The organism is Rathayibacter sp. PhB186, assembly GCF_003751825.1.
Classification (GTDB): Bacteria; Actinomycetota; Actinomycetes; order Actinomycetales; family Microbacteriaceae; genus Rathayibacter; species Rathayibacter festucae.
In genome coordinates, this window is record NZ_RJKO01000007.1 from 81,403 (window position 1) to 94,490 (window position 13,088).

A 13,088-nucleotide genomic window follows, 5' to 3' on the forward strand; every position below is an offset into this window, starting at 1 on the left:
AGCCCTGCGTCGAGCCGTCGCCGGCGGATCTCCCCGGCCCCTGCGGGAGCGATGCCGTCCGGCCCCCGGACGCGTTCCTCGCGCTGGGCGACGAGGCCGATCCGGAGCTCCGGTCACCGGCGCGGAGCGCGGTGGACCCCTTCTTCGCCGGGCCCGCACGCGCGCACGTCGTCGGCGAGGGATGCAGATGTTCTCGGTAACACTTTTCTGCACTCGGGACACTAATGAGGTCCGCCGCCGGTGTCAACGAATGCGACAGGGGTACGCGGACCTCTTCGCTTCCCGGCCATGCACTGTGCAGGGCGGGAGGAGACCGGCGTCCCCGGGTTGGGTCGGTCTCGATACGCCCGTGCCGGGCTACTCGACCAGCATGACAAGGGCAGGGTCCCTCCCTGCTGATCGAGTAGCCCGCGCAGCGGGCGGATCGAGATCCACCCGCGTGGGGGCTACTTCAGGGTGACGGTGACCGGGGCGCTGACGGTGCTGTTGCCGGCGGCGTCCGTCGCGCGGGCGGCGAGCGGGAAGGTCCCGTGCTTGCCCGCTGTGCTGGTGGTCAGCGACCAGGTGCCGTCGGCGTTCTGCGCGGCGTCGCCGACCTCGGTGCCGCCGAGGAGGAAGGTGACGCGAGTCACGGCGACATCGTCCGTCGCGGTGACGGTGGCGGTCGTCGAGCCGCCGAGCACGGCGCCGGAGCGCGGCGAGGTGATCGCAACGGCCGGGGCGGTCCGGTCGACGGCGGGCTTCTTCGGAGCCGGCTTCGCGGCAGCGGGCGCCCGGGTGGCGGCGGGTGCGGGAGCCGCGGTCGCCGTCGGAGCGGTGCTGGCCTTCGCGGTGGGCGCCGCCGGAGCCGGTGTGGCCGCCTTGGGAGCCGCGGTGGTCTTCGGGGCCGGGGTGGTCTTCGGAGCCGGGGCGGTCTTCGGGGCGGGGGTGGACTTCGGGGCGGCGGACGCGGCCGGCGCCGGAGCGACCGAGCGGGTGGCGGCCTTCGCGGACGCGGTCGTCGTGCCGCCCGAGACGGTGACGTGGTCCCAGGCGGCGCCGAGGTACGCCGTTGTCGGCCGCGGAGCCAGCGCGTCGAGGCCGGCGGCGGTCAGCGCGCTGAGAGCGGTGTCGACGGAGAAGCCACCGGTCCGGGCGACCTTGCCGGTGAGGGTGGTCCGCGAGCCGGAGACCGTGTCCCAGACCGGCTGCAGCGAGCCGGTGAAGATCGAGTCGGTCGCATCGACGTTGCCGCCGCCCTTGCCCTGGATCGCGCTGACGCTGCCCTTGCCGTTGACGGCCCCGGGGTAGCCGGCGCCGCCCGGGAGGAACGGGTAGCGCTGCGCGGCGACGTCGCCGCCGACGATCAGCGCGTGGTCGAAGAGGACGTTCTTCACGCCGCCGACGATGACCGCGCTGTTGTTCGAGCTGAAGACGGCGGTGTCGCGGACGGTGACCTGGCCGGTGATGCCGGCGCCCTCGATCTGGAGGCTGTCCGTGTGCGGGCGCGCAGGGTTCGCGCCGCCGCCGTACTGCTTGTCGACGTAGTACGAGGGCGCGATGTAGTCGCCCGCGACCAGCACGTCGCTCACCGTGTTCGGCGCGTAGGCCTTGATCTGCGCCGAGTCGCCGCTCTTGAGCTTCGACTCCGGCTCGACGATCTCGAGCAGCTCGACGTCGCGCACCGGGATCCCCGACGAGGCGGCGAGGCCGATCCAGTTGTTCGCGATCCGCAGCCACGCGAATGAGGAGTGCGTCGCGCCCTTCACGTCGATCGAGCCGATGTCGAAGCGCATCAGCGTGATGCCGGTGACGCCCTTCAGCATCCAGCTGCCGCCGGTCACCGATTGGAAGCCGTCGCGCGCCGTGATCAGCACCTTGAGCGGGCCGTCGTTCGTGTAGCCGTCGAGCGCGGAGAGGTCGTGGATGCGTCCCGGGGCGACGCGGACCACGGCGCCGGCGGCGATCCGGCCGGGCGTGAGGGCGTCGAGCGCGGCGCGGATCGCGGGACCCGAGGCCGCGACGTCGACGACGGTCGTGCCGGCGGGGAGTGCGGAGCGGATGTCGGGGGTGTCGGAGGGGTAGTGCGTGCCGTCCGGGCCGAAGGTCGAGGCGCTCGCGGAGGCCGCGGCCGGAGCGGCGGAGGCGGCCGGCGCGATCTGGAACGAGGCACCGGTGGCGGCGATCCCGATGGCGGCGGTGACCGCGAGGGAGCGGAGGAGCGCGCGGGTGCGGCGGGTGGACGGGGTGGCGGAGGTGATGCGTGACATGGCGGTGTCTTTCGATCGGAGGGCGGAGTGACGGATCGCCGACGCAGGGGGTCGAGGACTCCGAGGCGCGACGGACCGGGGACCTCGCACGGGGGAGGAGCCCCGGAGACACGCAGCGGTGCGTTCCGGGCGGCTCAGCAGCGGCCGGGCCGCTCCCGTCCGAACTCGATGAGCATCGGCGGGGCAGCGGCACTCGGTCGAACCGAGCGGTGCGCTGAGCAACAGGGGGAAACGTATGGCGCCAGTTCTGAGGGCCGGAAGAAAATGGCACGGAATGTGCTGTTTGGCCGAGAAGGCCGTGTTCCCAAGTCCTCGCTGCCCCCGCTCCGCGGGGTGGGTCCGGGGGAGGACCACCCCGATCCGGGTGGTACGTGAGGAGCCGGCGGGTGACCGCCATCACCCGCCGGCTCGTCGTGGTGACTACTCGGTGGCGGTGCCGTTGCGCCGACGGCGGCGGCCGAGGAGCACGCCGATCGCGCCGAGGAGGCCGAGGACTCCGGCGGCGGGGAGCACGGCGGCGGCGTCGGATCCGGTCGAGGCGAGGCGACCCGCGGTCGACTGTCTCGACGACGACGACGATGCTGCGGCGGAGGCGGCGGTCGGGACCGCGATCTCCTTGCCTGCACGACTCGCTGTTCCGGCGGGAGGCGCGGCGGCGCCGCCGCTCGGCGGGACGTCGGGGCCGACCGGAGTGGGGCCCGCCGTGGGGGTGGCGGTCGGGCTGGTCGTCGGGCCGGGCGTCGGGGTCGGGGTCGGCGCGGGGGTCGGCGTCACCGTGGGGATGGCGAGGGTGCCGAGGGTCTGCTTGCTGAACGCGGTCCCGTCGGGCGTCGTGGCGGTGGCGGGTGATGCGACCCAGATCGAGTGGTTGAAGACGTCGCGCTCGGTGACGGTGGTCTCGAAGGAGACCACGCCGGTCTGGCCGACGGGCAGCTCGGCGAGCTTCTCACTGTCCGAGACCTGTAGGTCGCGGAGTGCGACGTTGCCGGTGTTGGTGAGCTCGGCGACCCACTTCACCTTCGTGCCGGCGACCACGGGCTCGCCCTCCTTCACCTGGAATGTTCCGGCGATCTTCACGTTCAGATCCGGCGCCGGCACGGGGATCGGGGGCTTCTCGGGGATGGGGAGCTTGTACTCGAACGGCGCCGACACCGTCACGCGCGAACCGTCCGGAAGCGTGCCCCGGACCAGCTTCGACTGCGCCGAGACGAAGCCGTCCTTGAGGTTCTGCGCACTCACCACGGCCTCCGTCGTGTTCAGCAGGAACGACTCGCCGAACTTGAGCGTCTTGTGCCCGAGGACGTCCTTCAGATCGACTCCGCCGGTGTTCTTCACGTCGTACGTGAACTCGACACGCGTGCCCTCCTTCACCAGCTCACCCGGCTGCGTCAGGAACTTCCCCGTGATCGTCACCGTCACCGCAGGATCGGCGCTGGCCGGCGCCATCGAAGGACCCGGCGTCGGCGTGCTCGGCACAGCGGGCTGCGTCGGTGCAGGAGTCGGCGTGGCGGGCTGCGTCGGCGTGGGCGTCGGTACGGGCAAAATCCCTTGTGGAACAGGAATCGAGGTGTCGATGCCTGCATCGATGCGAGCTCCCTTCGGGGTGTAAGCCGTCCCCCCGGTAGTGAAGCGCCATGAACCGCTCGCCAGCTTGCTCACCCCAACGAAGTCGTTGTCATGGTCGAGGTCCTTGGATTCGCCCACCGCAAGTGGGATTGGACCAACGCCCGGCCGGCTGTAGCGGTCGAGGAACACGTTCAATGGGACGTCGCCGGTGTTCTTGAGGTGGATCGTGAACCCGATCTCGACGGCAGGCTCGCTTCCATCGGTGGTGGGTTGAAGGATGAAAGTAGCGGTGACCGTCCGCTCGAGGGCGGGGTGCTCGACGGCAGGCGCCGACGTCGGTGCCGGCGTGGCGGGCTGCGTCGGTGCCGGAGCCGGCGTGGCGGGCTGCGAGGGCGGCGTGGTCGGCGCGACCGCAGGGAACTGCTTCCGGAGATTCGAGGTCGTGACGTCGACGGAGCCGTCGGGGCTGACGGATCGGATCGAGATGTCGAGGGCCCAGGTGCCCGTGCGGAGCTCCTCCGCCGTGACGGTCGACTCGCCGATGAAGGTCTTCTTCTCACCGGGAGCGATGTCGACGGGAGCGCCGCCGGGCTGGGGAAGCGGGTCGATGGTCACCTTCAGCGGGACAGCGCCGGTGTTGACGAGGTGGGCCTTGACCGTGATCTTCGTGCCCACGGCGACGGGTGCTGTTGGGAAGAACACGTCGAACGCCCCCTTCCACGGGGGCTTTCCAGTGGTGCTCGCGGGCGGCGCGGACTGACCGAGGGCGGTCGGCGCCGGGTCGGCACCGACGGTGGTCGCGGTCGCGTCGGCCGCCTGGGCGATGGGCGCTGCGCAGCCGAGGAGGCCGACGGTCAGGGCGAGGGACGCTGCGACGTCGAGCGGGCGACCGCTCGATCGGCGCGATGGTGGCGTCGTGGGCGTACGTGGAAGCATCTGCAACTCCTGGGGGACTCGGCGGAGCACGAAGGGTGACTGAGGAAGTGTCACAGCTTTGGGATCGCCCCCTCCCGCCTCACGCCGGGATGTCGCGGCACGTCGCTCAGCGCGGACGCACGAGAAGGGCCGCCGTGCGCGATGCACGGCGGCCCCTCGTCGGAAGCGATTCCGTCTCGGCGACTGACTCGCCTCGCTCACCGGGACGGTTCGAGCTCTAGTCGGTGGCCGTGCCGTTGCGCCGGCGGCGGCGGCCGAGGAGCACGCCGATCGCGCCGAGGAGGCCGAGGACTCCGGCGGCGGGCAGCACGGCGGCGGCGTCGGAACCGGTCGAGGCGAGGTGGCCCGTGGTCGACTGCTTCGACGACGACGCGGCAGCGGGGGCGGTCGGGACCGCGATCTCCTTGCCCGCCCTGCTCGCCGCTCCGGCGGCAGGCGCGACCGCGCCACCGCTCGGCGGGACGTCGGGGCCGACCGGAGTGGGGCCCGCCGTGGGGGTCGCGGTCGGGCTGGGCGTCGGCGTCGGGGTCGGCGTGGGAGTCGGCGTCACCGTGGGGATGGCGAGGGTGCCGAGGGTCTGCTTGCTGAAGGCGGTCCCGTCGGGCGTCGTGGCGGTGGCGAGGGATGCGACCCAGATCGAGTGGTTGAAGACGTCGCGCTCGGTGACGGTGGTCTCGAAGGAGACCACGCCGGTCTCACCGACGGGCAGCTCGGCGAGCTTGTCGCTGTCCGAGACCTGCAGGTCGCGCAGTGCGACGTTGCCGGTGTTGGTGAGCTGGGCGACCCACTTCACCGTCGTGCCGGCGACGACGGGCTCGCCCTCCTTCACCTGGAACGTTCCGGCGATCGTCACGTCCAGATCCGGCGCCGGCACCGGGATCGGGGGCTTCTCGGGGATGGGGAGCTTGTACTCGAACGGCGCCGAGACCGTCACGCGCGAACCGTCCGGGAGCGTTCCCCGGACCAGCTTCGACTGCGCCGAGACGAAGCCGTCCTTGAGGTTCTGCGCACTGACGACGGCTTCCGTCGTGTTCAGCAGGAACGACTCGCCGACCTTGAACGTCTTGTGCCCGAGGACGTCCTTCAGATCGACTCCGCCCGTGTTCTTCACGTCGTACGTGAACTGGACACGCGTGCCCTCCTTCACCAGCTCACCCGGCTCCGTCAGGAACTTCCCCGTGATCGTGACGGTCACGGCCGGGTCGGCGCTGGCCGGTGCGACCGTGGGTGCGGGCGTCGGCGTGCTCGGCACAGCGGGCTGCGTTGGCGCAGGGGTCGGCGTGGCGGGCTGGGTCGGCGCAGGGGTCGGGGTGGCGGGCGTCACGCCGGGAAGAGGGATCGAAGTGTTGATGGTCGCATCGATGCGAGCACCTCCGGGTGTCACCGCGAAGCCGGAGAACGTTTCGGACCAGATGCCGTTCTTCAGCTTCTGACCGATGGCGGCGTACACCCGGCTGCCGCTGATGTCCTTCGACTCACCGACGGCGAGGACGACTGGACCCGGAGTGGAGAACTGCCCATCGAGGGAGACCTCCAGCGGAACATCGCCCTTATTGGTGAGATGCACGGTGTAGTTCACCCTCACTCGCTCATTCACCGGGAACAGGGAGATCGGCACGAATTCGGCGGTGACCGTCCGCTCGAGGGCGGGGTGCTCGACCGCCGGCGCCGACGTGGGTGCAGGGGTGGCGGGCTGCGTCGGCGACGGCGTGGCGGGCTGCGTGGGTGCGGGGGTCGGCGTGGCCGGCTGCGCGCCGGGGACGGGGATCGTGGCGCTCACGCTCGCGTCGATGCGGGCGCCGTCGGGGGCGTACGCGTCTCCGGCGGTGGAGTAGGACCAGACGCCGCTGCGCAGCTCCTCATCGGTGAGCAGGGAGGGCCGGGTGACGTCCTTGGTCTCGCCGACGGCGACCGTGATCGGTGCGTTCCCGGGCTGCGGGATCTCCTTGAGGAAGACGTTCAGCGGGACGTCGCCGGTGTTCTTGAGGCGCACCGTGTACTTCACCCGGACGCCCTTCTGACCGGGGTTCCCGGTGTCGAACGGCTCGAACACGGCGGTGACCGACCGCTCGAGGGCGGGCTTCACGGCGACCGTCGCCGGCGAGGACGGTGCGGCCTGAGGCTGGGCGGCCGGCGCCGCGTCGGCCGCGAAGGCAGCGGGCGCGGCGGAGCCGAGCAGGCCGACGGTGAGGACGAGGGAGGCCGCGACGTCGAGCGGTCTGCTGCTCGATCGGCGCGGGCCGTGCGGGCGAGGTGAGGGTGTGAGCATCTTCGATTCCTGTCGGGGCTCGGCGGAGCAACGTGGACGCGAGAAAGTCTCACACCGCTCGCGTGGTCGCGTCTGCTCTCTGCATCGACTGGCGCGGGACGTCGGGTCGTCGGGCGCGCAGAAGGGCCGCCGTGCAGGGTGCACGGCGGCCCTTCCCTGAGCGCGGGAGCCGAGTCGGTGGAGGAGGGTGCCGACCCGCCGGCCCGGCACGATCGTCACTCGGTGACGGTGCGGCTCCTGCGGCGGCGGCCCAGGAAGACGCCGGCGGCGCCGAGCAGGGCGAGGACCCCCGCTGCGGGCAGCACGGCGGCGGCATCGGAACCGGTGGAGGCGAGGTGACCGGCCGTCGACCGAGTCGCCCCCGCTGCGGCCGAGGTGGCGACCTCACCGCGGCTCGAGGAGGTGGAGACCTCGGTGGCCGACCGGGTTGCCGCTGCGCTGGACGGCGTCGCGGCGGGCTGGGCGTCGGCGCCGGCTGCAGCGGGGGACGCGGGTCCCGCCGGCGCGGGGGCGTCGGGACCGGCCGGGTCAGGAGTCGTCGCGGGTATGGCGAGGGTGCCGAGGGTCTGCTTCGAGTAGTCGTAGCCGTCCCGCGTGATCGCCGTGGCCGCAGCGGCGACGGAGATCGAGTGATCGAGCACGTCGCGCTCGCTGACGGTGCTCTCGAAGGAGACCACGCCGGTCTTCCCGACGGGCAGCTCGGCGAGCTTCTCGCTGTCGGCGACCTGGACGTCGCGGAGAGCGGTGTCCCCGGTGTTCGTGAGCGCGGCGACCCACTCCACCTTCGTGCCGGCGACGACGGGCTCGCCCTCCTTCACCTGGAACGTGCCGGAGACCTTCACCTCGAGATCCGGCTTCTCCGTGGACACCGGAGCCTTGGCGGGGATGGGCAGCTTCGGCGCCGACACGATGACCCGGGTGCCGCCCGGAAGGATCTCGTTGGAGGACTCCGACTCCGGCGTCACGAACCCGTCCTTCAGGTTCTGCGCGGTGACGACGGCCTCGGTCGTGGTCAGGTGGAACGACTCGCCGACCGCGAGCTTCTCGCGACCGAGGACCTTCGTGATGTCGACCGGTCCCGTGTTCTTCACGTCCTGCGAGAACTCGACGCGAGTGCCCTCCTTCACGAGCTCACCCGGCTCCGTCAGGAACTTCCCCGTGACGGTCACCGTGATCTCCTGGGTGGCGACGGTCGGCACCGGGAGGGGCGGCGGCTCCGGCGCGCTGGTCGTCGGCGTGGGCGTGGGCGTCGGGGTCGGCTCCGGCACGATCGGATCCCAGAACGACGGGACGCGCTTCTCCACCTGGGCGCTCGGGAGGGGGATGTCGGAGACGACCGTCACCGTCGTCCTCTCCGAGGGCGAAGTGGTCCACGTCTCGAGCTCGATCGGGGCCGACCACCTGCCCTTGCGCAGCGAGTCACCGCCGAGGGGCGTGCTCGCGGAGAAGACCTTCGAGTCACCCGGACCGAGAAGGACGTTGTTCTCCAAGCCGGGGAACTCGACGAGTTCCACGTGGAGGGGTGCGTCGGTGATGTTCGTGGCGGTGAGCTCGTAGTAGACCCTCGAGCCGACGTTCAGGATCGTGTCGGGGGAACCGCCGAAGGTCGCCGTGATCGACGTCTTGAGCCCCCCGTTCACCTGCGGGACGGGGGACGGGGTTCCGGTCGGTGACGGGGTGCTGCCGGCGGCCGGCGTCGCGGCTGCCGCTGTCGACGGTGTCGTCTCGGCAGCGTGGGCGACGGGGGCGGCCGCACCGAGCAGACCGACGGTGAGGACGAGGGACGCCGCGACGTCGAGCGGCCTGCTGCTCGGTCGGCGCTGTCCGTGGGATTGCGGTGGGCGTGTGTGCATCTGCGACTCCTGTAGGGGGCTCGGCGGAGCAAAGCGGTGACCTGAGGAAGTGTCACACCCTTCTCCCAGCTGCGCAGTGTCGCCGGAGCGGATGGCGCGGGCCGTCGGGTCGCCCGGGCGCAGGACGAAGGGCCGCCGTGCGCTCAGCACGGCGGCCCTTCGTCGGTCTGCTTGCGCTACTGCAGCGTCACGGAGACCGGGGCGCTCTCGGTCGTGTTGCCCGCCGCGTCCGTCGCCCGGGCGGTGAGCGCGAAGGTGCCCTGCAGTCCCCCGGTGTCGGAGGCCAGCGACCAGGTGTCCTCGTCGGTCTGGACGCCGTCGCCGATCTCGACGCCCTCGACGAGGAACACGACTCCGGTCACGGCGACGTCATCGGTCGCCGTGACGGTGGCGGTCGCCGGGCCGCCGAGCACGTCACCGGGCTCCGGCGCGGTGATCTCGACCTCGGGGGCGCTGGTGTCCTCTGCGGGGGTCTCGGGCTCCGCGGGCGACTCGGGCTCGTCGGGCGCGGACGGGCTCGCCGTCGGTGCCGGGGCGGGAGTCGCCGGGGCGGTCGTGGGCGTCGACGTCGGCGCGGCGCTCGGAGTCGCGGTCGCCGCCGGGGTGCTGCCGCCGCCGCGGAGGTCGACGTCGTCCCAGATGCCGGCGAGGTAGGCGGTCGTGGGCCGGGGGCTGCGCGCGTCGAGGTCGGCGGCGGTCAGCGAGCCGAGGCTCTGGTCGACGGTGAAGCCGCCCGATCGCGCCGTCTTGCCGGGCAGGTTCGTCCGCGTGTTCGTCACCGAGTCCCAGCTGGGCTGCAGCGAGCCGATGAAGGTCGAGCCGGACGCGTCGACGTTGCCGCCGCCCGAGCCCTGGATCGCGCTCAGGCTGCCGGGGCCGTTCTGCGCTCCGGCGGAGCCGGCGCCGCCCCGGAGGAACGGGTAGCGCTGCGCGGCCGTGCTGCCGCCGACGACGAGGGTCTCGTCGAAGGCGACGTTCCGGACGCCGCCGATGATCACGGCGCTGTTGTTGGAGGCGAACACCACGGTGTCGCGGAGCGTGACCTGGCCGGTGATCCCGGAGCCCTCGATCTGCAGGGTGTCGGTGTGCGGGCGCGGCTCACGGTTGCCGCCGTACTTCGCGTCGACGTAGTAGGAGGGCGCGAAGTAGCCGCCCTCGACCAGGACGTCGCTCAGCTGGTCGGGAGCGTAGGCCTTGATCTGGGCCGAGTCGGCGTTCTTGACCGTCGAGTCGGGTTCGACGACCTCGATCAGCTCGACGTCCCGCACGGGCAGGCCCGCCGACGCGGCGAGACCGAGCCAGTTGTCGGCGATGCGGAGCCAGGCGAAGGAGGCGTGCTTCGCGCCCTTGACGTCGAGCGAATCGATGTCGAAGCGCATCAGCGTGATGCCCGTGACTCCGCGCAGCGCCCAGTCGCCGCCGGTCACCGAGCGGAAGCCGTCGCGCGCGGTGATCAGGACCTTGGATGCACCGCTGTTGGTGTAGCCGTTCAGGGCCGAGAGGTCGGCGACGCGGCCGGGGGCGACGCGGACGACGGCACCGTTCGCGATCTGGTTCGCGGTGAGCCGGTCGAGCGCGGTGCGGATCGCCGGGCCCGACGCCGCGACGTCCACGACGGTGGTGCCGCGGGGGAGCCCGGAGCGGATGTCGGGGGTGTCCGAGGGGTAGTGCGTGCCGTCGGGCCCGGAGGTCGTGGCGGAGACGGCGGCGGAGGCGGCCGGTGCGTCGTGGAGCACTGTCGCGCCGACGGCGATCCCGACGGCGGCGGTGATCGCGAGGAGGCGGGCGAGGGCGGTCCTCGCTCGGGGGCGCGCGTGGCGCGCGGCGGGGCGGAGGGGACGGGAGGGGGACGACCTGGGGGGAGTGGCTCGTGCCATGGGGTGTCTTCCGATCGGGTCGGGCAGCGGGGGGAGGGGTGCCCGGAGCACGGCGCGGCAGGAGCCTCGAGGCGCTGAATGGTCCGGGGCTCCTGAAGGGGCCTCGGAGTCCCGCGGCGGTGCGGTCCGGGCGGTCGGTGCGGGGAGAGCAGGGCGGGTGGTGCGCGGAGGAGGTTCGGGGACGGCGGTGCGTCGGAGTCGACGGGGGAGGTGGAGGCAGCGCGGCAGGGAAAGGGGAGGGGTGGCGTGCTTCCACGGCCAATGTACGGGACGTGCCCCGTCAGTGGGGCACTGGCGCTGACGCCGATTCGGGCTCTACTATGCCGCGGCCGGTGAGGGTCTGGGGACGGTGGGTCTCGATACGCCGCTGCGCGGCTGCTCGACCAGCATGAGGGGGGGGCGCTACGCGGCTGCGCGATCAGTGGGGACGGCGAAGGGCCGGCGCCTCGTCGCCGAGGGGCCGGCCCTTCAGGGCTGAGCGCGGGGAGCTAGCGCAGCGTCACCGTCACGGGAGCGCTCGCGGCGACGTTGCCCGCCGCGTCCGTCGCCCGGGCGGTGAGCGGGAAGGTGCCGCGCATGCCGGCGGTGCTGGTGGTCAGCGACCAGGTGCTGCCGCCGGTCTTCGTGCCGTCGCCGACCTTGAGGTTGCCGAGGTAGAACGCCACGCCGGTGACGGCGGTGTCGTCGGTCGCGGTGACGGTGGCGGTGGTCGAGCCGCTGATGACGGCGCCGGCCGACGGCGAGGTGATCGCGACCTTCGGGGCGGTCGTGTCGGCGACGGGTCCGCTTCCGCCGTCCTCACCGTCGGGCGTCTCCGCGGGGAGCTCCGGGGTCTTGGTCGGCGTCGGGGTCGACGTCGGCTCGGGGGTCGCGGTCGGCTCGGGCGTCGCGGTCGGGGTCGCCGTCGGCGTCGCGGTCGGCTCCGGCGTCGCCGTGGGAGTCGCCGTCGGCGTCGCGGTCGGGGTGGGCGTCGGCGTCGGCGTCGAGGTGTCGACGTCGTCCCAGATCCCGACCAGGCGGGACGTGGTCGGGCGGGGCGTCCTCGAGTCGAGCTCGTCGACGCTCATGGAGCTCAGCGTGCTGTCGAGCGTGAAGCCGCCGCGGGTGGCGGTCTTGCCCGCGATGTTCGTGACGGTGTTCGTCACGGTGTCCCACTTCGGCTGGAGCGAGCCGGCGAGGATCGAGTCGGAGGCGTCGATGTTGCCGCCTCCGGTGCCCTGGATCGCGCTGACGCTGCCCGCGCCGTTGATCGCACCGGCGTAGCCGGCACCGCCGCGCAGGAAGGGGTAGCGCTTCATCGCGAGCGGGCCGCCGACGATGAACGAGTCCTCGAACGCCACGTTCCGGACGCCGCCGACGATGACGGCGCTGTTGTTGGAGGTGAACACGACCGTGTCGCGGAGGGTGATCTGGCCGGTGACGCCGCTGCCCTCGATCTGGAGGGTGTCGGTGTGCGGTCGCGCCGGGTTCGACCCGCCGTAGACGGCGTCGACGTAGTAGGACGGCGCCAGGTAGCTGCCCTCGACCAGGACGTCGCCCATCACGTCCGGCGAGAACGCCTTGATCTGCGCGGAGTCGGCGCTCTTGACCGTCGAGTCCGGCACCACGACCTCGATCAGCTCGACGTCGCGCACCGGCACGCCCGCCGACGCGGCGAGGCCGAGCCAGTTCTTGTTGATCCGCAGCCAGGCGAACGAGGCGTTGGTGGCGCCCTTCACGTCGAGCGAGTCGATGTCGAAGCGCATCAGCGTGATGCCGGTGACCGAGCGCAGCGCCCAGTTGCCGCCGGTGACCGACTGGAAGCCGTCGCGGGCGGTGACCAGCACCTTCTCGCTGCCGGTGTTGCGGTAGCCGTTGAGCGCGGACAGGTCGGAGATGTGACCGGGGGCGACCCGGACGACGGCTCCCTCCGCGATCTGCGTGCGGGTGAGCGAGTCGAGGGCCTTGCGGATCGCCGAGCCGGACGCGGCGGCGTCGACGACGGTGTAGTCCGCGACACCGGAGCGGATGTCGGGGGTGGCCGAGGGGTAGTGCGTGCCGTCCGGCCCGTGGGAGGCGCTGCCCTCCGCGGCCGACGCGGCCGGGATTGACACTCCGGTGACGCCGATCGCCACCGCGGCGGCGATCGCCAGGACGCGCAGGGCGTCCTTGGGGCGGCGGAGGAGGGGGAGAGCGGTTCTGGAGCGGGTGGTCGGGGGCATGTGGTGTCGTCCGATCGACTCGTGCTGTGCGGGGAGGGGACTGGTGCTGTGCGGGAGGTCGCCCGGTGCGCGTCGACGAGGGAGCCTCGAAGCGGGCGGCGGATCGGTGCCGCGCCGGGGAGCGGTGCCGAAGGACG

General features: G+C 72.4%; 6 protein-coding genes. All 6 read right to left on the reverse strand.

From position 1 onward, the window contains the following. Nucleotides 1–446 precede the first annotated feature (446 nt). The 6 genes from EDF45_RS16440 to EDF45_RS21375 all read right to left on the reverse strand — a co-directional run bounded on the left by EDF45_RS16440 (nt 447) and on the right by EDF45_RS21375 (nt 12,951). The gene (locus EDF45_RS16440) at nt 447–2,249 is read right to left on the reverse strand and encodes an Ig-like domain-containing protein (RefSeq protein WP_123737086.1); all 1,803 of its coding nucleotides are present in this window, start codon (nt 2,247–2,249) and stop codon (nt 447–449) included. Between the two features lie 420 nt (nt 2,250–2,669). Continuing rightward, nucleotides 2,670–4,751 carry an LPXTG cell wall anchor domain-containing protein gene (locus EDF45_RS21045; protein ID WP_148060317.1) on the reverse strand — a complete coding sequence of 694 codons (2,082 nt, stop codon included), beginning with the start codon at nt 4,749–4,751 and terminating at the stop codon, nt 2,670–2,672. 217 nt (nt 4,752–4,968) lie between these two features. Then, a complete protein-coding gene (locus EDF45_RS16455; protein WP_123737083.1) occupies nt 4,969–7,020 on the reverse strand; it encodes an LPXTG cell wall anchor domain-containing protein in 2,052 nt (683 codons plus the stop codon). 215 nt (nt 7,021–7,235) lie between these two features. Then, nucleotides 7,236–8,873 carry an LPXTG cell wall anchor domain-containing protein gene (locus EDF45_RS16460; protein ID WP_123737082.1) on the reverse strand — a complete coding sequence of 546 codons (1,638 nt, stop codon included), beginning with the start codon at nt 8,871–8,873 and terminating at the stop codon, nt 7,236–7,238. A gap of 176 nt (nt 8,874–9,049) precedes the next feature. Next, on the reverse strand, nt 9,050–10,750 hold the full coding sequence (locus tag EDF45_RS21370) for an Ig-like domain-containing protein (protein WP_185020229.1): 1,701 nt from the start codon (nt 10,748–10,750) through the stop codon (nt 9,050–9,052). A 488-nt stretch (nt 10,751–11,238) separates the two neighbouring features. After that, a complete protein-coding gene (locus EDF45_RS21375; RefSeq protein WP_185020230.1) occupies nt 11,239–12,951 on the reverse strand; it encodes an Ig-like domain-containing protein in 1,713 nt (570 codons plus the stop codon). Nucleotides 12,952–13,088 lie beyond the last annotated feature (137 nt).

Excerpts from the sequence above, each read along its gene's own strand:
- EDF45_RS16455 (WP_123737083.1), bottom strand. The coding sequence starts at position 7,020 with ATGCTCACACCCTCACCTCGCCCGCACGGCCCGCGCCGATCGAGCAGC.
- EDF45_RS21375 (WP_185020230.1), bottom strand. The coding sequence starts at position 12,951 with ATGCCCCCGACCACCCGCTCCAGAACCGCTCTCCCCCTCCTCCGCCGC.
- EDF45_RS16440 (WP_123737086.1), bottom strand. The coding sequence starts at position 2,249 with ATGTCACGCATCACCTCCGCCACCCCGTCCACCCGCCGCACCCGCGCG.
- EDF45_RS21045 (WP_148060317.1), bottom strand. The coding sequence starts at position 4,751 with ATGCTTCCACGTACGCCCACGACGCCACCATCGCGCCGATCGAGCGGT.
- EDF45_RS16460 (WP_123737082.1), bottom strand. The coding sequence starts at position 8,873 with ATGCACACACGCCCACCGCAATCCCACGGACAGCGCCGACCGAGCAGC.
- EDF45_RS21370 (WP_185020229.1), bottom strand. The coding sequence starts at position 10,750 with ATGGCACGAGCCACTCCCCCCAGGTCGTCCCCCTCCCGTCCCCTCCGC.